The 20,299-nt window shown below is 38.0% G+C and carries 22 protein-coding genes and 1 tRNA gene; 14 read left to right on the top strand and 9 right to left on the bottom strand.

The window, feature by feature from the left end; genetic code table 11:
- Nucleotides 1–62: 62 nt before the first annotated feature.
- On the bottom strand, nucleotides 63–254 hold the full coding sequence (locus BR72_RS07580; protein WP_035431615.1) for a PspC domain-containing protein: 192 nt from the start codon (nucleotides 252–254) through the stop codon (nucleotides 63–65).
- A 269-nt stretch (nucleotides 255–523) separates the two neighbouring features.
- Between BR72_RS07580 and gerE the strand changes: the two genes are divergently transcribed.
- Nucleotides 524–748: a spore germination transcription factor GerE gene (gerE, locus tag BR72_RS07575; RefSeq protein WP_020060005.1), complete on the top strand. Its 225-nt coding sequence runs from the start codon at nucleotides 524–526 to the stop codon at nucleotides 746–748.
- A gap of 125 nt (nucleotides 749–873) precedes the next feature.
- Nucleotides 874–1,728 (top strand): glutamate racemase, encoded by an 855-nt coding sequence (gene racE / locus BR72_RS07570; protein ID WP_051957253.1) that lies wholly within the window; start codon nucleotides 874–876, stop codon nucleotides 1,726–1,728.
- A gap of 248 nt (nucleotides 1,729–1,976) precedes the next feature.
- Here the strand turns inward: racE and BR72_RS07565 are convergent, their stop codons facing one another.
- Genes BR72_RS07565 through nirB form a run of 5 tightly spaced genes read right to left on the bottom strand, consistent with a single transcriptional unit; the run spans nucleotide 1,977 to nucleotide 7,345 of the window.
- Nucleotides 1,977–2,426, bottom strand: coding sequence for a precorrin-2 dehydrogenase (locus tag BR72_RS07565; protein WP_035431612.1), 450 nt, complete (start codon nucleotides 2,424–2,426; stop codon nucleotides 1,977–1,979).
- On the bottom strand, nucleotides 2,419–3,129 hold the full coding sequence (locus BR72_RS07560; protein ID WP_035431610.1) for a sirohydrochlorin chelatase: 711 nt from the start codon (nucleotides 3,127–3,129) through the stop codon (nucleotides 2,419–2,421). Before BR72_RS07560 ends, BR72_RS07565 begins: the two co-directional genes overlap by 8 nt.
- Nucleotides 3,126–4,550 carry a uroporphyrin-III C-methyltransferase gene (locus BR72_RS07555; protein ID WP_035431608.1) on the bottom strand — a complete coding sequence of 475 codons (1,425 nt, stop codon included), beginning with the start codon at nucleotides 4,548–4,550 and terminating at the stop codon, nucleotides 3,126–3,128. The genes BR72_RS07560 and BR72_RS07555 overlap by 4 nt, the downstream gene beginning before the upstream one ends.
- Nucleotides 4,551–4,609: 59 nt before the next feature.
- Complete coding sequence (gene nirD, locus BR72_RS07550; RefSeq protein WP_035431605.1) at nucleotides 4,610–4,927, bottom strand: nitrite reductase small subunit NirD; 318 nt, start codon at nucleotides 4,925–4,927, stop codon at nucleotides 4,610–4,612.
- Between the two features lie 12 nt (nucleotides 4,928–4,939).
- Nucleotides 4,940–7,345 (bottom strand): nitrite reductase large subunit NirB, encoded by a 2,406-nt coding sequence (nirB, locus tag BR72_RS07545; RefSeq protein ID WP_035431603.1) that lies wholly within the window; start codon nucleotides 7,343–7,345, stop codon nucleotides 4,940–4,942.
- 226 nt (nucleotides 7,346–7,571) lie between these two features.
- On the opposite strand from nirB, the gene BR72_RS07540 reads away from it, so the two are divergent.
- The 8 genes from BR72_RS07540 to BR72_RS07505 all read left to right on the top strand — a co-directional run bounded on the left by BR72_RS07540 (nucleotide 7,572) and on the right by BR72_RS07505 (nucleotide 13,895).
- Nucleotides 7,572–8,612 carry a GerMN domain-containing protein gene (locus BR72_RS07540; protein ID WP_035431601.1) on the top strand — a complete coding sequence of 347 codons (1,041 nt, stop codon included), beginning with the start codon at nucleotides 7,572–7,574 and terminating at the stop codon, nucleotides 8,610–8,612.
- A gap of 134 nt (nucleotides 8,613–8,746) precedes the next feature.
- On the top strand, nucleotides 8,747–9,484 hold the full coding sequence (gene rph, locus BR72_RS07535) for a ribonuclease PH (RefSeq protein WP_035431599.1): 738 nt from the start codon (nucleotides 8,747–8,749) through the stop codon (nucleotides 9,482–9,484).
- Between the two features lie 10 nt (nucleotides 9,485–9,494).
- The gene (locus BR72_RS07530) at nucleotides 9,495–10,106 is read left to right on the top strand and encodes an XTP/dITP diphosphatase (RefSeq protein WP_035431597.1); all 612 of its coding nucleotides are present in this window, start codon (nucleotides 9,495–9,497) and stop codon (nucleotides 10,104–10,106) included.
- A 13-nt stretch (nucleotides 10,107–10,119) separates the two neighbouring features.
- A complete protein-coding gene (locus BR72_RS07525; RefSeq protein ID WP_035431594.1) occupies nucleotides 10,120–10,626 on the top strand; it encodes a metallophosphoesterase in 507 nt (168 codons plus the stop codon).
- 101 nt (nucleotides 10,627–10,727) lie between these two features.
- A tRNA-Gly gene (locus BR72_RS07520) sits at nucleotides 10,728–10,801 on the top strand.
- A gap of 473 nt (nucleotides 10,802–11,274) precedes the next feature.
- Complete coding sequence (locus BR72_RS07515) at nucleotides 11,275–12,243, top strand: tyrosine-type recombinase/integrase (protein WP_035431592.1); 969 nt, start codon at nucleotides 11,275–11,277, stop codon at nucleotides 12,241–12,243.
- Nucleotides 12,244–13,034: 791 nt separating this feature from the next.
- The gene (locus BR72_RS07510) at nucleotides 13,035–13,595 is read left to right on the top strand and encodes a hypothetical protein (RefSeq protein ID WP_035431590.1); all 561 of its coding nucleotides are present in this window, start codon (nucleotides 13,035–13,037) and stop codon (nucleotides 13,593–13,595) included.
- Between the two features lie 57 nt (nucleotides 13,596–13,652).
- Nucleotides 13,653–13,895, top strand: coding sequence for a hypothetical protein (locus BR72_RS07505; protein WP_051957252.1), 243 nt, complete (start codon nucleotides 13,653–13,655; stop codon nucleotides 13,893–13,895).
- Between the two features lie 170 nt (nucleotides 13,896–14,065).
- On the opposite strand, the gene BR72_RS07500 is transcribed toward BR72_RS07505, so the two are convergent.
- Nucleotides 14,066–14,353: a hypothetical protein gene (locus tag BR72_RS07500; RefSeq protein ID WP_035431589.1), complete on the bottom strand. Its 288-nt coding sequence runs from the start codon at nucleotides 14,351–14,353 to the stop codon at nucleotides 14,066–14,068.
- A gap of 12 nt (nucleotides 14,354–14,365) precedes the next feature.
- A complete protein-coding gene (locus tag BR72_RS07495; protein ID WP_231559683.1) occupies nucleotides 14,366–15,154 on the bottom strand; it encodes a pre-toxin TG domain-containing protein in 789 nt (262 codons plus the stop codon).
- 55 nt (nucleotides 15,155–15,209) lie between these two features.
- Between BR72_RS07495 and BR72_RS07490 the strand changes: the two genes are divergently transcribed.
- Nucleotides 15,210–15,740 carry a hypothetical protein gene (locus tag BR72_RS07490; RefSeq protein WP_231559682.1) on the top strand — a complete coding sequence of 177 codons (531 nt, stop codon included), beginning with the start codon at nucleotides 15,210–15,212 and terminating at the stop codon, nucleotides 15,738–15,740.
- A 147-nt stretch (nucleotides 15,741–15,887) separates the two neighbouring features.
- Here BR72_RS07490 and BR72_RS07485 read toward each other — a convergent pair whose 3' ends face one another.
- Nucleotides 15,888–16,502, bottom strand: coding sequence for a PH domain-containing protein (locus BR72_RS07485; protein ID WP_035431587.1), 615 nt, complete (start codon nucleotides 16,500–16,502; stop codon nucleotides 15,888–15,890).
- 502 nt (nucleotides 16,503–17,004) lie between these two features.
- On the opposite strand from BR72_RS07485, the gene BR72_RS07480 reads away from it, so the two are divergent.
- The 3 genes from BR72_RS07480 to tig all read left to right on the top strand — a co-directional run bounded on the left by BR72_RS07480 (nucleotide 17,005) and on the right by tig (nucleotide 20,072).
- On the top strand, nucleotides 17,005–17,253 hold the full coding sequence (locus tag BR72_RS07480; protein WP_035431584.1) for a hypothetical protein: 249 nt from the start codon (nucleotides 17,005–17,007) through the stop codon (nucleotides 17,251–17,253).
- A gap of 205 nt (nucleotides 17,254–17,458) precedes the next feature.
- Complete coding sequence (locus tag BR72_RS07475; protein WP_035431582.1) at nucleotides 17,459–18,466, top strand: hypothetical protein; 1,008 nt, start codon at nucleotides 17,459–17,461, stop codon at nucleotides 18,464–18,466.
- A 322-nt stretch (nucleotides 18,467–18,788) separates the two neighbouring features.
- A complete protein-coding gene (gene tig, locus BR72_RS07470; protein ID WP_035431580.1) occupies nucleotides 18,789–20,072 on the top strand; it encodes a trigger factor in 1,284 nt (427 codons plus the stop codon).
- The last annotated feature ends 227 nt before the right edge of the window (nucleotides 20,073–20,299 follow it).

Genomic DNA, 20,299 nt, shown 5'->3' with positions numbered 1-20,299 from the left:
AGGCTAGGTTCCATTTCATTTAAAGCAAAACGAAGAAAAGTGCACCGTAGAAAGCAGCGCCCTTATTCATAAGAACTAGGCATAAGTAACATAAGAATGAAATAAGCTAAAAAACCTGTTCCGAAACATAAGATAGCGATTAGCCAAAGAATGCGAATCATACTGGTGCTTACGCCGAAATATTCTCCTAAACCACCGCATACGCCAAGAAACACTTTATCTGTTGAAGATCTGCACAATCTTTTTTCTGTCATGAACGCCTCTCCTTTTCATGATTCATCATTTTTTATGTAGTAATGAACAGGAACTATCGAATTATATTGCGCTTTTAAAGTGAAAATGATCGCTTTATTCCGCATTAGTGGACAAAGCTTGTGAAAGTGAAAAAAATTTTTATAAATACATGCAATTTCTGCTTATTTGTATTCACCACGCCTTGCTTCTATTCATACAATATCTTGACTAAATAAACACCCAATTTACACACATACAGCTCTGGCTTAAGCAGGGAGGGTTATACCAATTGAAGGAAAAAGAATATCAATCTAAACCGTTACTCACAAAAAGAGAAAGAGAAGTATTTGAGTTACTCGTTCAAGATAAAACAACGAAAGAAATTGCAAGTGAACTTTTTATTAGTGAAAAAACTGTACGTAATCATATTTCAAATGCAATGCAAAAGCTAGGAGTTAAGGGGCGCTCACAAGCAGTTGTCGAGCTCCTTCGTATGGGAGAGCTTGAATTATAAAGGATGAAGCCGGCTTTCATGTAGAGAAAAGCCGGTTATTTTTGTATCTTGCAAATTACTAGAAAAAGGAGGAAAATAAAAAGGTCTATTCATGTACATAAGGTGAACCTTCTATTATTCTATGAATGAGTGCACTGTTTGGAAATGTACAGTTAGATTATGAAAGAGAAAACGGGGCGATTGTTTTGAATAGAGCGATTGGTGTAATTGATTCAGGTGTTGGTGGTTTAACAGTAGCGAAAGAATTAATTCGGCAATTACCGAAAGAGCGAATTATATATTTAGGAGATACAGCACGTTGCCCGTATGGTCCGCGATCTCGTGAAGAAGTAAGACAATTTACATGGGAAATGACAGAGCATTTATTAGCACAGAATATTAAGATGCTTGTAATTGCTTGTAATACTGCAGCGGCAGTTGTGCTTGAAGAAATGCAAAAGAAATTACCTATTCCGGTTGTGGGTGTCATTCACCCAGGCGCGCGTACTGCACTGAAAGTGACAAAAACATACCATGTCGGTGTAATTGGAACGATTGGAACAGTGAAAAGCGGTGCGTATGAAGAGGCGTTAAAATCGATTAACAACCGCGTATTAGTAGAGAGTTTGGCTTGTCCGCCGTTTGTTGAGCTTGTCGAGAGCGGAAACTTTGAGAGCGAAATGGCGTACGAAGTAGTAAGAGAAACGTTGCAGCCATTGAAGAAAATGGAGATGGATACATTAATTTTAGGATGTACACATTATCCGATTTTAGGACCAGTTATTGGGCGGGTTATGGGCGATTCTGTACAATTGATTAGTTCAGGTGATGAAACGGCTCGTGAAGTAAGCACGATTCTGTATCATAGTAAGATGTTGTATGACATAGAAGAGCAAAGTGACCATCTGTTCTTAACGACAGGAGAAATTGATGTGTTTAAAGAAATTGCTTCGAAGTGGTTTGGACAACCAATTGAGAATGTGAAGCATGTCGTTTTATAAAGCTACTGTTTATGTAACTAGTAAGTTAAAAAAATTATATAAAGAGGCTGACCTAAAAGGCACATAAGTACCTTTTGAGGTCAGCCTTTTTTTCGTTATCGACCGTTCTTTGCAATATATGGGCGCTTCGATATTCGACATCCAAGTGGTCAATTTGCTGAGCTGAATCATACCGAAAAGTGAAACCTTTGGGATAGTATCTTTTGTTTGGCTTCCATCAGTGGGGGAGGAAGCCGCTGATGGAGGTTTCACTTGATAAGCTGCGGAAGAACAGCTGATAGTTCTTGCTTGAGTCGTTTCGCAGATGCTGGATGTTTACCTGAAGTAGATATACTTACTATATACTCATGATTTCGAATAACTGCAGGTGTGTGAAAAGATGATTGTGTGCCGTCGCTTACGATGTTCACCCACTGAAAATCATGCGCTGCTTGTTTGACCTTCATATTTACATCGTGATGGTTTGTTGCGGCGTAAATGAGATGAGCATCTTTTATGTCTTCATCTGTAAATGTTTTTTGTTTCCATGTAATATAGGAGAGTTTCTGCATTTCCTCGCAAATTTCCGGACTCACAACGGTGACAATGGCTCCTGTATCCTGCAATCCACACGCTTTTCGGTATGCGATTTTACCGCCCCCGATAATGACAACACGCTTTCCTTGTAAGTTACAGACAAGGGGATATAAGTTACACATATACAGATTCCTCCATTCGTTCTAATAATGCGGACTTCATATAGGAATCAAATTGAAGGCAATTACATGTTGTAACGTTCGTATATGTATGTACACGGCGCTCAATTTTCCGAAGTAATAACCCGGTAAAGAGAAGGTATGGCATGACATATACGTGCTGAGCTGATGTTGCCGTGCGATTAAGTTCTTCGGTAAAAGAAGGTGTACCTTTTGTTAAAAAAGAGCAGGAAACTGGTATGCCAATTTTTCGTTCAACCGCTGCCCCGATTTCCTGCAATTCATGTATAGGCTGAGGATCACTACTACCTCGACCGACGAGTAGAATTTCGCTATCTTGTATGGGCATAGCTTGACGTATTCTTTTGATTACAAGTTCAATCATGAGCGGGTGTGTACTGAAAGGTGGTACAACTGAAAATGTAATATGCGGGTAGCGCTTTTTCATTTGCTCAATTTCGAAAGGAACGTCACGTTTATAATGAGCCGCTGCAAATAATAAGACAGGGACAAGTAAAATCTCGGTTGCTCCGTCTAAAATTGCTTCTGTAATTGCATCCTGAACAGTTGGTGTTGTAAGTTCAAGAAAGCCGATTTTTTGAATATCTTCACTTCGTTCTTTTATAACGGACTGGACAAAGTGGATGAATTGCTCATTGCCTTCTTGTAATCGACTTCCGTGCCCAATATAAACAATTCCTTTCATTGTGTATTCACTTCTTTCTCATTAAAAATCGCTTGTAATTCAGAATCGATGTTTTGAAGTCCGATTTTATTTGCGTACTGTAAAGTTTGTTCATCTGTATACGAGAATGGTAAATTGACAATACGCATGAAACCAAGGCGTTTCACTTCTGCTATAAATGTATCAATTGCGGCGCGCCCTTCAAATACGATGCTATCCCATGTGAATTCAGAGAGCATACGTGTATGAATTTCATCAAAACGATGATCGATTTGATATTCATGTGTCATTATATAAGAACCAGCGCCGATTTTTTCTTGAATAACAGCAATTCGATTAATATTCCGTCCTAAATACACAGTAGGTTTTGTAGAAAAACTTGCTTGTTCACTGAAGAGTCCATATTTCATAAGGGCTTCCTCGGCAGCATGATTCATATGCTGGAGAACTCCTTGTAAGGAACGGATATCTTTCCGATGCTGTGCGCATGACTGTAATAAGATCGCTACGCTGTCGGCTGAACAGAAAACAAGACGCTTAGCATCAAATATTTCACGGAGTTGTTCCTGTGTTAACGTATAATCTCGTTTTTTGAAAGTTGGAATTTGATATGTTTCTGCTCCGGCTTCTTGTAATTGTTGCTCTGCTTTACTTGTTTTATTTGATGAAGAAGCAAGTAAAACTTTTTTTCCGTGTAATGGTTTACGTTCTTTCCAAGCGATTTGTTTTCGTAAGGATACGACATCCCCAACAATTGTCATGGAAGGGTTGGAAATGTGCTCTTTGTTGACGATATCAACAATTGTGGAGAGCGTACCTGTAACAACTCGCTGTCTTCCCGTTGTCCCCCACTCGATGACTGCTACTGGTGTATCTTTTTTTCTTCCGGTTTGCAGTAAGTTTTCGCAAATAGTCGGTAAATTTTTAATGCCCATGTAAAAGGCGACAGTATCACTATTTAAGAGTGAGTTGTAGTTGACGTGATCCTGAATCGGTCCCTTTGTATGACCGGTTAGTAATGTCACGCTATTACTGTAATCGCGATGGGTGAGAGGGATGCCGGCATACGCGCTAGCGGCGATGCTAGATGTAATACCTGGTACAATCTCATATGGAATATTTTCTGCTGCTAAAGCAGCCGCTTCTTCACCAACTCGGCCAAATATAGAGGGATCTCCGCCTTTTAAGCGAACAACGATCTTACCTTCTTTGGCAGATTGAAGTAAATGAGCGTTAATCATTTCTTGGCGCATAATATGATTGGTTGGCATTTTCCCGCAATAGACCAGTTCACATGTTGCCTTTGTATAGCGAAGTAAATTTTGATTCAACAAGCGGTCATATAAAACAATATCTGCTTTTTGTAAGCACTCGATTGCTTTTTTTGTAATAAGCCCTTCATCACCAGGTCCTGCACCAACTAAATATACGTATCCGTTCATCTCCACACCTCATCTGTTTTTACTGGAAAGGAAGCCGAGAAGAGGCTTCCTTGTATAAGTTACATGTATATATAAATATCGCCATCAATAATTTGTACTTCGTACGTTTGAATACAACCGTCATCAGGTTTTTGTACTTCACCTGTTCGTAATGAAATTTTCCAATCATGCAGCGGACAAAAGACAAATTCGCCTGAAACAATTCCTTCCGCTAGTGGTCCGTTTTTATGAGGACACCGATTTTCTACAGCGCGAATGTCGCCGTTTGCAAGGCGAAATAAGGCAATAGACAGATCCTTGATGCGTACTTCTTTACCGATTTGTACGGGAAGATCTACGGCAGACATAATTTTTATTTTTTCTTTCGTTTGTAACATATTAATCGCTCCTTACTTTACAATCTCTACTTCATACATCGTTTTTAATGATTGTGTTTCTAGTGCTTGTCCCCAAGCTTCTTCATAGGTATTCCGTGCTGCCTGGAAGCGTTCATTTAATATAGCGACCATGCTTTCATCTTGTAGTACTGCTTTTATTTGATCTAGGCCTATTCGTTCTACCCAAGGAGCTGTACGTTCGCCGTAAATACCAGTTTCACGGTAGTATTGTACGTACGCTGTGGCGATGCGAAGTACATCTTCTTCTGAAGGGACAATCATTACAAAGTCAGCTTCACGTACTTCTGTACCTCCGTTACCTCCAATATAAAGCTGGAAGCCATTTTCAACACAAACGACGCCGAAGTCTTTCGTTAATGCCTCTGCACAGTTACGCGGACAACCTGTTACACCCATTTTCATTTTATGCGGTGTATCTACCATTTCTAATGACTGCTCAAGCAACATGCCGAGTCCTAATGAATCCTTTGTACCGAAGCGGCAGAAGCGGGATCCGACGCATGATTTTACATTGCGAAGAGACTTCGAATAGGCGTAGCCAGAACTCATATCAAGATCAGCCCACACTTTTGGTAAATCTTCTTTTTTCACACCATATAAACCGATGCGGCTTGCGCCTGTTATTTTCACGAGCGGGACGTCGTATTTCTTCGCAACTTCTGCAATTTTCATTAAATCATCAGCTGTTGTAACGCCGCCGTACATACGTGGAATCACAGAAAATGTACCGTCATGTTGAATGTTTCCATTCATTCTTTCGTTAACGAAGCGGGATGCTTTATCATCAGCATACTCTTCTGGACAAATCATACGTAAATAGTAATTTAATGCAGGGCGACATTTTGAACAGCCTTCTTCGTGTGCGAAGCCAAGGACGTTTCGCACTTCTTTCGGAGACTTTAACCCTTTCTCATGAATTGCAGCTACTACTTCATCGCGAGATAATGTTGTGCACCCGCACATGCCTGTAATTTGGACGGAAGCATCGAAGTTATCTCCAAGTGTATGAGATAAAATTTGTTCCACAACTGGGCGACATTTCCCGCAAGACCCTGCTGCTTTTGTACATCCTTTTACTTCTTCGAATGTTGTTAAGTCTTGTTCTAAAATAGCGTGAACAATCGCTCCTTTTGTGACGCCGTTACATCCGCAAACAGTTTCATCAGCACTCATACTTGCAACGTCAAGTCCGCTATCTTCACCAGCTTTATGAAGAAGAGAAGCTGCTGTGTATTCTTGTATATCTTCTTCTTTTTTTAATATGTTAAAGAGACGTGTACCGTCAGTTGCATCGCCGTATAAAACAACACCAACGACCTTGTTGTCCTGGATGAGAACTTTTTTATAGGAACGTGTACATTCGTCAAAAATAGAGATTGCTTTTGCCTTATCATCTTCATAAATTTGACCAGCAGAGAACAAATCGCATCCTGCCACTTTCAATTGTGTACCGACGATGCTGCCGGTATATCCGTTTGTTTGTGTATTTGTAATGTGTTTTGCTAATACAGCACCTTGCTCATAGAGCGGTGCAACAAGGCCGTAGGCAATCCCGTCGTGCTCGGCACATTCACCAACTGCATAGATCGAAGGATCATTTGTCAGCATATAGTCATTAATGACAATCCCGCGGTTTACAATTAAACCAGCGTCTTTTGCTAATTGTGTATTTGGGCGTATTCCAACAGCCATGACGATTAAATCGCATTCTACAATATCGCCATCTGCAAATTGAATGCCTTCAACGTGGTTTGTGCCAAGAATTTTTACTGTTTTCTTTTCCATAAGGAACTTCATACCTTGTGATTCTAAATCTTCGCGTAGTAGTGAAGCTGCTTTCGTATCGAGTTGTTGCTCCATTAAGTGTGAGGTTAAATGAACAACGTGTACATCCATTCCTAAATCAATAAGTCCTCGAGCGGCTTCTAAACCAAGTAATCCACCGCCGATGACGACTGCTTTTTTATATTGCTTAGCCGTATCGATCATAAATTGTGTATCTTCAATTGTGCGAAAACCTGTTACACCAGGAAGATTTGCACCTTCTACAGGTAAAATAAATGCGCTGGATCCTGTTGCGATAATAAGTTTATCGTACGTAACAAGACGATTATTGTCTGTAACAATGACTTGTTCTTCCCGATCAATTTTCAGCACTTTTTCATTTGTATACAATGTAATATCATTTTCTTCGTACCAACTATATTCGTTCATAACGATATCTTGCATGTTTGTCTTTCCTTGTAGGACGTGGGAGAGCATAATGCGATTGTAGTTTGGATGCGGCTCATCTCCAAAAATGGTAATGTCATATAAGGTATCGTTTTGTTTTAAAATTTCCTCAATGCAGCGTATCCCGGCCATACCATTCCCGATCATGACTAAACGTGTTTTCATATTCATTTCCCTTCTTTTTTGTGAAATGTTTAACAAACTTTTATACTTGTATTATAAAAGTTTTGGAAAATAAGGAGATGTGATATTTATCACATCTTTGAAGGATTCATAAATTATTCAAATTTGTACAGATCTTTTTGAAGATAAGTTGTCATTGCTTGTTCTAAAGTAAGATAGAGGCTCGTATATATATAGTACAAACTTAGATTTTTTAGGAGGAAAGCGTATGCCTAAATCGACTTTCAAATGGATTGTTTGTGCTACATTAAGTACAGTTTTATTAACAGGGTGCGGTTTGTTTAATAAGGAAAAAGCAACAGAGCAAATTGATCCGCCTAAGAAAGTAACATATACGGATGGTGAGAAGAAGGAAACTGCAAAACAAGGGGAAACAAAAAAATTAGATCTATATCTTGTAGATAAAAATGGTTATGTTGTGCCGCAAACGGTGCAGTTACCTGTTCCGAAAGATAACGCGGTGATTAAGCAGTCATTACAATATTTAGTGAAAGAAGGACCAGTAACGAATGTATTGCCAAATGGATTTCAAGCTGTGCTCCCAGCGGATACAGAAGTGAAAATTGATTTGCAAAAGGATGGAACTGCAGTTGTTGATTTTTCAAAAGAACTGAAAAACTATAAAAAAGAAGAAGAGCGTCGTATTGTAGAAGCGGTTACTTGGACATTAACACAGTTTAAAGAAGTAAAGAATGTGAAGTTCAGCATGAATGGGCAAGATTTAACGAAAATGCCTGTTGCTGGAACACCGATTGGTAATGGGTTCAGCCGAGCGAATGGTATTAACTTTGATGATGAACAAGTTGCGGATCTTGCAAATACAAAACCAATTACGCTGTATTTCTTAGCGCAAAATAATAAGCAGACGTATTATGTGCCAGTAACACGCCGCGTTGCTGAAGGGAAAGAAAATGAAACTGCGACAATTGTGAAAGAGCTTGTGAAAGGACCGTCGCAAAAGTCGGCGTTAACATATGACTTTAATCCAGATGTGAGGCTGATCAATGAGCCAAAACTTGAAAAAGGGACAGTGACATTGAACTTTAATGAAAATATTTATGTGGATAAAAATAAAAGTAAGATTTCTAACTATGTATTGCAGTCGCTTGTGTTATCTTTAACTGAAAAACAAGACGTGAAAAATGTGTCCATTCAAGTGAATGGAAAGGCAAATCTTGTTACAGAAAAAGGCGATAAATTAATAAAACCGATTGATCGTCCACAAAACGTGAATACAGGTAGTTTTTAAACAGAAATAATTTGATATACTGAATAGAGGAAGAGAAGGGGAATACAGTTAATTCCCCTTCTTTTAATGCGATACATAACATGAATTTTTAATGGGCTATACTAACAAGTAGTAGTTACAAGGGGGTTATTTTTATGCGAGTAGATGGTAGACAAGCATCAGAGCTGCGCCGTATACATATTCATACGAATTATTTGAAACATCCAGAAGGATCGGTACTAATTGAAGTTGGTGATACAAAGGTGATTTGTACAGCGACGATTGAAGATCGAGTTCCTCCATTTATGAGAGGGGAAGGAAAAGGATGGGTTACCGCAGAGTATTCCATGATTCCTCGTGCAACAGAACAGCGTACGATCCGTGAATCAAGTAAAGGAAAAGTAACAGGGCGTACAATGGAAATTCAACGTTTAATTGGACGAGCATTACGTGCTGTTGTTGACTTAGAAGCACTTGGTGAAAAAACAATTTGGATTGACTGTGATGTTATTCAAGCTGATGGTGGAACGAGAACAGCTTCGATTACCGGTGCGTATGTAGCGATGGTGTTAGCATTTGAGAAGCTTGTGGAAGCAGGAAAAGTATCGAAAATTCCAGTGAAAGATTTCTTGGCGGCAACGTCTGTTGGAGTCGTTGATGAGCATGGTATTGTATTAGATTTAAATTATGCAGAAGATTCTAAGGCGAATGTTGATATGAATGTCATTATGACAGGAAAAGGACACTTTGTTGAAGTGCAAGGCACAGGAGAAGAAGCGACATTTAGCCGCGGCGAATTGAACGAGTTACTTGATGTAGCGGAACATGGGATTCTGCAGCTTGTTGAAATCCAAAAAGAAGCATTAGGTGATATTGTAACTCATATGGAATAGAGGTGGAAATATGAAACAAGTTGTCGTAGCAACAAAGAATGCTGGCAAAGTACGTGAATTTGCGGAGCTATTTGAAAAGTTTGATTTAGAAGTAAAGTCACTTTATGATTTTCCTCATATTGAAGAAGTAGAGGAAACGGGTGAAACGTTTGAAGAAAACGCCATTTTAAAAGCGGAACATCTATGTAAACAGCTAGGTGAAATTGTAATTGCTGATGATTCTGGTTTAATTGTAGATGCATTGCAGGGGAAACCAGGAGTACACTCTGCTCGTTATGCAGGTGAACAAAAGGACGACCAAGCTAACATTCAAAAAGTGTTAGACGGACTAGAGAATATTTCGATGGAGAAACGTACAGCACGTTTTTACTGCGCACTAGCCGTTGCCTTCCCGCAAGAAGATAAAGAACCATTGCTTGTAAATGGTACGTGTGAAGGAAAGATTTTGCAGCAGCAGCGCGGGGAAAATGGATTTGGATACGATCCTATTTTTTATGTAGAAGAATACAAAAGCGCAATGGCGGAATTGTCATCGGATGAGAAAAATAAAATTAGTCACCGCGGACGTGCGCTTCGTAAATTAGAAGAAAAAATTCCAGTCTGGTTTTTAGGAGAAGAATAAGGGAGCGAAACCGATGAAGGCGTTAATTGTGAGCGACAGTCACAGTTCTGTGAAAGAGCTAAAGCAATTAAAGGAGCAGTACGAGGGAAACGTAGATGTGATGATTCATTGCGGTGATTCGGAATTAACATCTCAGCATTCTGAACTAGAAGGGTTTCATGTAGTGAAAGGAAACTGTGATTTTACGGGATCCTTTCCAAATGACATCATCACAGAAGTGCAAAATACACGTTTTCTCGTCACACATGGACATTTATACAATATTAAAATGACGCTGCAAACACTTTTATATCGCGCGAAAGAAGCTGAGGCTAATGTCGTATGCTTCGGTCATTCGCATATATTAGGAGCAGAAATCTTAGACGATATTTTGTTTATCAATCCAGGAAGCATTCTTTTGCCGCGCTCGCGCAGAGAAAAAACATTTGCCTTACTTGAAATAGAAGAGGGTATCATGGACGTTCGTTTTCTTACTTTAGAAGGAACAATCGTAGCACAAAAAACATTTAAAATAGGGTGAAAAATTCTTCACCCTATTTTTAAAAAAATGGTGTTGACTTTCGTTGGTATCGATAATATAATGAATAATGTCGATGAGGCAATTAGAAAAAATCATATGACGCGGGTGTAGTTTAGTGGTAAAACAAGAGCCTTCCAAGCTCTGGTCGAGAGTTCGATTCTCTTCACCCGCTCCATGTCCCAGTAGCTCAGCAGGATAGAGCAACGGCCTTCAAGAATAGGAGCCTTTATAGGGAAACAAGAACCTATAAAGTGGACGACACTATATCGGTGAAGCCTTAACAGTACGGCTGATGGTAATACCGAGGAAACTTACGATCTTCTAAAGAAGATTGAGGAGTCTTGAATGATCAAGGAATCACCTTGATGGTAAAAACTCTAAAGTATGATGAAAATCATCGTGAGGTTCCGTAGAGACTACACGTGTCGCACCTGAAATGGTGAAGATATAGTCCAGACTACAAACAGTATTTGCTGGTAGCGAAAGCTATGGTGGTAAGCTAAGCCGTCGGTCGGGAGTTCGAATCTCTCCTGGGACGCTAAAAAAACCTTTGCGGTAACGTCAAATTCCGCAATATATAAGCCTTCTAGTTCGTTAGTTGAAACGGTCAATGATCGGTCAACAGCGAATTAGGGGGCTTATTTTTTTATGTCTAAAAGAAAAGATTCTTTAATGGTCGCGGTAGATTTATCGAATGTTTTTAGCGATAAACCGAAAAAGGAATGTACGAAAGGTTTTACGATTGAAAAAGCACTCGCTACAGTTATTCGTCAAATGAAAGCGACAGGATTGCGTAAGCGTACGATTAGTGACTACGAATTACATGTTAACCACTTTATCGAAATAACGGGCGCACAGTTTATCGAAGAACTGAACGTTAACCATATTTACTTGTGGTTATCGTCTATGGAAGTGAGTAATCAAACGAAATTAACACGTTTAAAGTGCCTAAAGGCGTTTTTAGGGCGTTGTTTCGATAATGGTTGGATTGATATTAATTTTTGGCGAAATGTCAAAATAAAGGTTGATAGTCCTGTTAAAGAGGGAGCGACTGACCGCGAAATTAATATTCTGCTATCAATGCTCGATTTAACGCACTTTATAGAGTTACGTGATGCAGCCGCTATATTAATTATGTATCAGACTGGAATACGTGTCGGAACTTTATCGCAACTAGAGCATAAGCACGTTAATTTAGATGCGAAATTATTAAGAATTGACGGCGGTATTATTAAAAATCATGAGTCGATACATTTACCTTTTGATGATGTGCTTATGCGATTGTTAGACGTTCTTATGAAACAAAACGATATTATTCGAAAAGAAAATAAAGTACGTAACGATTATTTATTTATTACAAAAAGCGGTGGACAAATTGCAACGAGTCCGACAAATAACAATATAACAAAACGATTAAGTAAGTATGCGAAGGATTATGGATTGAAAAACATTAACCCGCACGCCTTAAGAAGAGGTTTTGCTAAGAATTTGCTTAAGAAAGGTGCAAATATAGCATTGATATCTAAAGCGTTAGGTCATAGCGATATAGCCGTTACAACGCGTTATTTACATTTAGATAAAGAAGAAGTTGCGGAAAGTTTACGGAGTTTCTTGTAAATAAAAAAGAACGTCCGCCAAGACGTTCACGTAGGGTAGACCGCGCCAACGGTTGATTACCCAAATAATATTCGTCGATTAAATAAAACCAAATAACGAAAAAACGTACATTCAACGACAATTGAATATAGGACGATACCGTCATTCAGTACCTTCATTTTATCGAAAAAATTCGAGGAATGCAAGGCTTCTTAAGTGCTGTCTTTTTTAGGTACTGCTGCGGTAAGTCAAAAAGCGGAAGCCGTCCCGCTATAAAAACGTAAAAGGTCAGCTGCACCGATGCAATAACGCAGCGTAGATACATTATAAGCGTTCCTCGTTTCGCTTGTATCTAGTCTAGGGGAGAACGCCCATAAACGGTTCGGCTGGTTGCTTGGTGTACTACGGTACAGGTAGCAACGAACAAGAAAGATAAAATTAGGTTACGAGTAATTAAGGATATGTCAGCAGTGCAATTCCTTCCCTAAATCCTTTGGCATGTTGGACAAGCATAATATGTTAAAAGTTCGTTGTAGGTGAAAATCTAGTGTTCAAACGAGGTGCATACTATACGGATACCTTAATCCGATAGACCATGAGCGTTAGCAGAATACCTATTTTATATCGCATTAATTTTATTATTTTTTTGCGATGTAAGGTAGATATTCTATGCCCTAGCCGTTGTCCTTCCCACTCAGCCCATGATGCGGGACGCCCTAAACAAGGTCAAGCGGAAAGGCATAAATATTATTCATTGGCGAAGACAGCGGAACGGCGTAGAACCAAACTACGTAGCAAGGGGAACCGTCGTAATGGTAATCAAAAGGCTAAACGCAGCAGCTATCGAGGCAAAGACAGATGAAGCCGTAATGTGGGAGATTAAGACTTACTACATTCCGCTAATAGAACGGCTAGCATTTGAAAATTGGTACAAAATGAATAATGAAACGCATTTTATCGACGATTGTAATAGGAAGATAGATTATGCGATCCGAACATTTAATATACATAAAGGAAATTTCGATAGGAGGGTGAGGTGGTTACTTAATCAAAGTGTGCGCCAGTACTGTGGTAATCGAGGTAAACAGCGCAAAGTATTACAGTTAATAGGCGAGGAGTTAGATGCATTAAAAATACTTGATAATACCGTAAATGTAGAGGAGGAAGCGATAAAAGCAGTAATAAAAGAAGAAATGTATGCGAACTGTGATAGAGGGATTGATGCGCAGATACTGGATATTATTTTCGATAAAAAAGATCATGTAGAAAATCAAAGCGAGATAACGAGAAAGCTAGCTGAGAAAACAGGGCGCTCATTCGATAGCGCACGAGGTGCAGTGAGGTCTTTCGCAAAACGAAAGCGGGCTGTATAATTTAGAGGAATAATAAGGCACGTCAAGGCTACGGGAAGACGAAAGGAGGGATGCGCAATGTTTAGAATTAAAATCACATTGAAAGATAAGAGCAAGAACGGGAAACGGCGCACTGGGCTTATACTGACGTCTTTAACATTACTGATTGTATCGCAAATAGTAGGGAATCTATATTTTTCAGCTGGTTCAACTGTCTTTGCAATGAGCGTAGCAGCCGCAGAGCTAACAGAAATATATTTGAATTGGCGAGAGAAGAAGCGCAAGCAAGACGAAGAAGAGGGCGACGAGGGCGAGCAGTGAGCAGCCCTTTTTTGTATGCGCTGGAATAAAAGGTCGATAATAAACCTTTATTACGTACGTACTCTCTACTGATCTTTGGCGTACAAAAAAAGAGCGCATAATCTGCGCTCTGTACACGTTAATTTAAAGACTTAATAGGTTTATGGTAAAATTCGAAATCATACCCAGCTTCATCGCCAACGCCATGCGATTGTCGTATCTTCTATATGGATAGCAGGAATGTCTATTCCTAGGTATTTTCCTTCGTTTTCATCAAAAATAGACCAGTTTTCATCATTCAAAAAATCGGGGTCTATACTTTCAAAATCAAATGTACTTTCTTCATTAACCATTTCATTGAAATATTCTTGGTAAGGTTTGCTATTTTCGTTCAAGCGTATAGTTCCATACATCCAAGGTGTTTCAGTAAAAACATCTGTAATTTCCCCTAATTCAATATCTTTAAAATATAGCTTCATATGTACACCTTCTTATTCGTGAATTTTAAAATAATCTTTAGGTATCTCTCCTCTAATAAGATACTCATTATCTCTTTTTGTCCATTTTAAGGCTAGTTTTTTCCAATAAGGAGTTGACAATCTATCTTGTTCAATTAGTCGTTCAATTTGCTTTGGATTTAAAATAGCTACGTCTTTAACATCGCCATTGCGAATTGCTGTTCTTAAACGATTAATATCCAATTCGATTGTATTGTCTCCGTATTTCACTGTCGCATTGTTATTAATAGAAAAACTTGTATATGGGCTATTATTTTTTCCGCCTTTACGATATCCACCTAAAATATGTTCTGTAACAGTGACCTGTCTTCCTTTATACATTACCTCTTTGTTAGCTGGTACAAGATTCCCTGCCTCATTGATATAGGATTTTTTTATTCCCTTTGCATTCTTAGCAGAACGTAAATAATCATCTGACCGAAGTAAGTTTTTTAAAGCGGCAACACCCTTTTTTCCGCTTTTAAGTAATTTAATCCCTTTTCCAACTGGTGTAATCCCTGCGAAAATCATAACACCTGCCCCCGTACGATCTAACCACGAAAGTTTTTCGCCAGTTTCGGGATCAATACCTTCGAAAGCACGCCGCATATCGTATTCGCCTGTCAGCTCACCTGTTAAGTCTCTAGCGGCTTTCTTTAAATCGTCGTCAGGTGACGCTATATTATTTATTGTATCACTTTCTGCTAAATTGTGACCGTCAAGGGTATTAGTTTGACGAGCGCTATTATCTACAATCTCTTGAATAGATGTCGCCCATTGCATATTCAATTCTTGTGTGTTAAATGAAAAATTTTGTGGTTTACAAGGTAATCATTTTTTGTTAGAAAATCTAAATAGTCAAAGAGAGCGGTGGAATAAAAATATGCTAGGCAACTACGGTGGAATGTTAATAGAGCATACAGATTTATTCTTAGTATATTGTCCTAGATGTAATGGTTGTGCGAGGGTTTTTACTCCTGATAACGCAAAGGGAAAAGGTGAGCCTAGATATATAGGTCATGAATTGAAACGGTTTTTATGTAGTAAATGTGGATTAACAAAAGACATTCATCCTAAAAGAAGATGGGATAATTCATGGGCATTTAATCATGAATTATTTAATGCCAAACATGGTGTTGATTGGTACTTTGGTTTACCTTTATATTTGCAAAAGGAATGTTGTGGTCATAAGCTTTGGTTCTTTAATCTTGAACATCTTCATCGTGTAGAAGATTATGTTCAGCGACGCTTAAGGCCATTTAGACCATATTATTTAAGTATCGAAAGTAGACTTCCAAAATGGATAAAACTTTCAAAGAATAGAAATGAAATTCTTAAGACAATAGAAAAGTTGAAGTGTACGATTTAATTTGGATTGTGAGGAGAGGTTTAAAGATCTTGTTATACAACTCGGAGCTTGGGGGTATGAAAAAGACACGAGTTATAAAACTTTCTAGGTTCAGAATGAAAAAAGGAAAGCGTCGAAAAGACTGCTTTCCTTTTTTGTAGTTCTACATTAATTGTTAATAAACTTCTCAAACGCAAATCCAAAATCTTTTACATTGTATTGTTTCTTCGTATCAACAAGCCAGTTGAATGCAATTTGATTAATTTCTTTAAACTGTGCTGCAAGATCTACTTCGGCATTTCTTACATTACCTAATGTAGAAGATGCCATTTCTAGGCTTTTATGTGCGTATTGCGTTGCGATGTCGTTTTCATGAGTAATTTCAGCAATTTTTAGAAGGGCTTTATATAAATCTTTCACTTCTTCAATATGTTTTTTATGTATATCAATGGAGTAATGTTCTCCGCCCATAGTAAATTTAATTTCAATATCTAAATCGACAGTTCCAGCCGTTTCAAGCAGGACGTTAGAGATTTTATGAGTGTTGTAATTGTAGCGGCGAAGTGTACGTTTCTTGCTTACCGCACTCGTGCCGTCAACGTGAATAAGAGCAGTATTTGTAAAGCAATACTCGTCTGTTTTCGATTTGATTAAAAAATAAATTTTTTCATTTTCTTCATGCATGACATAATCATCAGCATCTACTTTATCGTAATCAGCAGGGGTAATAACGGATCCAATATCACTTAAGCCAAGCATATCAGCTGCGACTTTTTTGAACATAGTGAATCATCCTTTCGTTATTGTTTTCAGAATCATCGCAATAATATTATATCACTTGTGCAGAAAGAAATGTTAAGTATAAGCAGGAAGAAACGAACAGAGGAATGAAATTTTATGTTATTACTTTGATCCTAAAGTCTTTCGTAAATCGATTAGCTTAAGAGTTAAAGATCCGAAAAATTATCAAGAAAAGAATATAAATTTTGCAGATGAATATAGAGAAATTCCATAAAACTACCCCAGTGTATGCACAAGGAGGTAGTTTTTATTTTGAGAAATCTTACAATTCTGTAAGGTACATGTAAGGTAGTTCGATGGTAACTATTTTTAAACATTTTATAATAAAGGTAACAAAGACGAAGCGAGGAGGAAAAATAATGAAAGGATTAGCGGTAACAGCTTTAACAATTGCTTTTGGGGTTGTTGCATATGACAAACTAGCTGACATGATCGAAGTTGTAAAACAGTTAATGGCATAAATAAAGATTTAAGGGGAAAGAGAATGGAATGGCTATTAGGAATGATTGGAGTTTGTAGTGTAATCTTATTATTCATGCTTCCAGGCGGATTGTTAAGTTCAAGTGTAACTATACTTTTCGTCTGTTCAATAATCTGCACAATTATCATTATTATGTTGTTGATAAAGCGCAGTAAGGTTATGCTCTTTTTTGGAGTCATTGTGATGACGTTTATTGTTATTCAAATTATAACCCTCTTTATATATCCTACTATTATAGAAGCTTTCCAGTAGACTCTCCGCATCGGTAGCAGAGGGTTTTTGTTTTATATATAAAATTTCTACTTTCGTATTTTCCCCCTGATATATTCGATTTTTATATAGAAGAAATTGATGTTTTCTCAATAAAAACGAACAGATTCCAATTATTGTGTTCGGAACTGTCATTTGTTATATTAACTTTAAAGTGTATTGAAAATCTAAAAAAAGAGGCGAGCGTATGGATAAAAAAGAAAGTACGGTCGTATTGTTTCCGCAATTGTCAGCGCGATATACCGATGAAGGATTTATTGCATTGCGTGAGCGTCGGTTTGAAGATGCGTTAAAAAACTTCGAAATGTTGCGCCAATACGGAGCACAGACAGAACAATCAGAATTAGCTTCAGTTATTTGCTTGCTAGAATTAAAGGAAATGGAAGAAGCGAAAGAACGATGTGAGAAATTACTTGAAACAGGGGAGTTCTTATTTCAAGATATTCTCGAAACGTACATTACGATTTTAGTGCAGACAAATGATTACGAAGGTATTATTGAAACGGTGCAGTCTGTTTTACAAACGAAAGAAGTAACAGTAGAGCAAAAGGAAAAGTTAGCACAACTTGCCTTGTTTGCAAAGAGTATGCTTGAGAGTGAAGAAGCAGTAGTAGAAATAGATGGCGGTTTATCTTTTGATGAACCTGCGTTTGCGGATGCTTTACTGACGGGTGACTACGGGGAGCAACTGCGCGCGGTGAATCGTCTTGCGACTAAACATGTCGAAAAGGCGCTGCCGACGTTACGTACATTTTTATTAGATGAAACGAAACACCCGTATATTAAAACTTCTATCTTATATGTATTAATGGATTTCGGAATACAAGAAAAGGTAGATATAGAAAAGTTTGGTGAGACAATAACGGTTATACCGGCTAATTTGGCTTATAATCAATACGATACAGAAAAAGTGTTACATATATTGTCTGAACGATTAGAGCATGATAATCCGTCGATGTATGGGGCAATTATTACATATTGGAAAGAAATGCAGACAAGTCTCTTCCCGTTTCCTCTATTAACAGATAAAGATGAATTATGGGCAGCTGTTTTAGAGAGAGTTGGAAGGAAACGTTTTGGAATGCCAATCGATGAAGAGAAGCTTCTTCAGGAGTATGGTATTACACTGGAAGAATATCATATTGCATATCAGTGGTTTTTACGTATTGAGAAAGAAGGGTTTATGCCAGTATAATGAAAAAGAATGTTTCAGTTATTGAAACGAGAGTATTCTATGTTATAATGTAAGGGTTGCAAAAGGCTTAAGTCTGCCTTTTTATAAGAGAACCGAAACACATATTCTCTTACTTATATGTTTCATACTATTCTCGAACAAAATATACCGTATTTGTCTTTTCGACAAATAGTAGATTGAGAAGTATATGTCCAAAGCTTTTCGTGATGGATAGAAGGCTGAATTTATCAGTTTGCGTTTGTTGTTTCTTTATAAGGAATGATAAAGGCCTCGATCTCTAGAGGTATGTGCATACATTATTATAGTTGGAGGGAAAGAATAAATGGCTGCAAAATGGGAAAAATTAGAAGGAAACGTTGGCGTTTTAACAATCGAAGTTGATGCGAAAGAAGTAAACAACTCTTTAGACGCTGCGTTCAAGAAAGTAGTAAAAACAATTAACGTACCGGGCTTCCGTAAAGGAAAAATGCCTCGTCCTCTATTCGAACAACGTTTCGGTGTAGAGTCTTTATACCAAGATGCTTTAGATATCATCTTACCAAAAGCATACGGAGAAGCAATCGATGAAACTGGTATCTTCCCAGTTGCTCATCCTGAAATCGACATCGAGAAATTCGAAAAAAGCCAAAACTTAATTTTCACTGCAAAAGTTACTGTAAAACCTGAAGTGAAATTAGGCGAATACAAAGGCTTAACAGTAGAGAAAACAGATGCTACTGTAACTGACGAAGATGTTGAGAACGAATTAAAATCTTTACAAGAGCGTCAAGCTGAGCTTGTAGTAAAAGAAGATGGCACTGTAGAAGACGGTGATACAGCTGTAATCGACTTCGAAGGTTTCGTTGATGGCGAAGCATTCGAAGGTGGAAAAGGCGAAAACTACTCTTTAGCAATCGGTTCTGGCACATTCATCCCAGGCTTTGAAGAGCAATTAGTTGGTCTAAAAGCTGGCGAACAAAAAGAAGTAGAAGTATCATTCCCAGAAGAATACCATGCAGCTGAACTAGCTGGTAAGCCAGCAACATTTAAAGTAACAGTTCATGAAATTAAAGTGAAAGAACTTCCTGCTTTAGATGATGAGTTCGCAAAAGATGCAAACGAAGAAGTTGCAACTCTTGATGAGTTAAAAGCAAAAATTCGTGAAAACTTAGAAGCGAGCAAAAAGCAAGAAGCTGAGCACAAAGTTCGTGACGAAGTAGTAGAAAAAGCTTCTGCAAATGCAGAAATCGATATTCCAGAAGCTATGATCGAAACTGAGTTAGATCGTATGGTTCGTGAATTCGAGCAACGCTTAAGCTACCAAGGTATGAACTTAGAGCTTTACTACCAATTCACAGGTACTGATGAAGAGAAATTAAAAGGACAAATGAAGGAAGACGCTGCAAAACGCGTAACAACTAACCTTGTTCTTGAAGAAATCATCAAAGCTGAAAACATCGAAGCAACAGAAGAAGAAGTAAATGCAGAAGTTGAAAAGATGGCTGAAATGTACAGCATGCCAGTAGACGCTGTGAAACAAGCTCTTGGTAACGTTGAAGGTGTAAAAGAAGAACTTCAAGTTCGTAAAGCAGTAGATTTCTTAGTAGAAAACAGCAAGACTGCATAATAAAATAACAAGGCGCGACATTGCTCGTGCCTTGTTTTATAAATATAAATATATTTGTAAAACATTTTGTTATGAAGAAGGAAATGATTCTTTAAGAGTCGAATATACATATTTCAAAAGTTTTAAAAATTATTTGTACATAACTAACCATATTATTTGTATTTCTCGCCACGTAGTGACATAATATGTATTTACATACGATACATTTATCGTGTACATACGAAGGC

The organism is Bacillus sp. UNC322MFChir4.1 (assembly GCF_000746135.1).
Lineage (GTDB): Bacteria > Bacillota > Bacilli > Bacillales > Bacillaceae_G > Bacillus_A.
The sequence above is the reverse complement of the archived record's forward strand: the minus strand, read 5'-3'. Positions and strand labels throughout refer to the sequence as shown.

Bases quoted from the DNA above. Each gene is read 5' to 3' on its own strand.
- BR72_RS07525 (WP_035431594.1), top strand. From the start codon at position 10,120: ATGAAGGCGTTAATTGTGAGCGACAGTCACAGTTCTGTGAAAGAGCTA.
- BR72_RS07480 (WP_035431584.1), top strand. From the start codon at position 17,005: ATGGAATGGCTATTAGGAATGATTGGAGTTTGTAGTGTAATCTTATTA.
- BR72_RS07580 (WP_035431615.1), bottom strand. From the start codon at position 254: ATGACAGAAAAAAGATTGTGCAGATCTTCAACAGATAAAGTGTTTCTT.
- BR72_RS07505 (WP_051957252.1), top strand. From the start codon at position 13,653: ATGTTTAGAATTAAAATCACATTGAAAGATAAGAGCAAGAACGGGAAA.
- rph (WP_035431599.1), top strand. From the start codon at position 8,747: ATGCGAGTAGATGGTAGACAAGCATCAGAGCTGCGCCGTATACATATT.
- BR72_RS07500 (WP_035431589.1), bottom strand. From the start codon at position 14,353: ATGAAGCTATATTTTAAAGATATTGAATTAGGGGAAATTACAGATGTT.
- BR72_RS07560 (WP_035431610.1), bottom strand. From the start codon at position 3,129: ATGAAAGGAATTGTTTATATTGGGCACGGAAGTCGATTACAAGAAGGC.
- BR72_RS07485 (WP_035431587.1), bottom strand. From the start codon at position 16,502: ATGTTCAAAAAAGTCGCAGCTGATATGCTTGGCTTAAGTGATATTGGA.
- nirB (WP_035431603.1), bottom strand. From the start codon at position 7,345: ATGAAAACACGTTTAGTCATGATCGGGAATGGTATGGCCGGGATACGC.
- BR72_RS07495 (WP_231559683.1), bottom strand. From the start codon at position 15,154: ATGCAATGGGCGACATCTATTCAAGAGATTGTAGATAATAGCGCTCGT.
- BR72_RS07540 (WP_035431601.1), top strand. From the start codon at position 7,572: ATGCCTAAATCGACTTTCAAATGGATTGTTTGTGCTACATTAAGTACA.
- BR72_RS07555 (WP_035431608.1), bottom strand. From the start codon at position 4,550: ATGAACGGATACGTATATTTAGTTGGTGCAGGACCTGGTGATGAAGGG.
- BR72_RS07475 (WP_035431582.1), top strand. From the start codon at position 17,459: ATGGATAAAAAAGAAAGTACGGTCGTATTGTTTCCGCAATTGTCAGCG.
- BR72_RS07530 (WP_035431597.1), top strand. From the start codon at position 9,495: ATGAAACAAGTTGTCGTAGCAACAAAGAATGCTGGCAAAGTACGTGAA.
- nirD (WP_035431605.1), bottom strand. From the start codon at position 4,927: ATGTTACAAACGAAAGAAAAAATAAAAATTATGTCTGCCGTAGATCTT.
- BR72_RS07510 (WP_035431590.1), top strand. From the start codon at position 13,035: ATGGTAATCAAAAGGCTAAACGCAGCAGCTATCGAGGCAAAGACAGAT.
- tig (WP_035431580.1), top strand. From the start codon at position 18,789: ATGGCTGCAAAATGGGAAAAATTAGAAGGAAACGTTGGCGTTTTAACA.
- BR72_RS07515 (WP_035431592.1), top strand. From the start codon at position 11,275: ATGTCTAAAAGAAAAGATTCTTTAATGGTCGCGGTAGATTTATCGAAT.
- BR72_RS07565 (WP_035431612.1), bottom strand. From the start codon at position 2,426: ATGTGTAACTTATATCCCCTTGTCTGTAACTTACAAGGAAAGCGTGTT.
- racE (WP_051957253.1), top strand. From the start codon at position 874: ATGAGTGCACTGTTTGGAAATGTACAGTTAGATTATGAAAGAGAAAAC.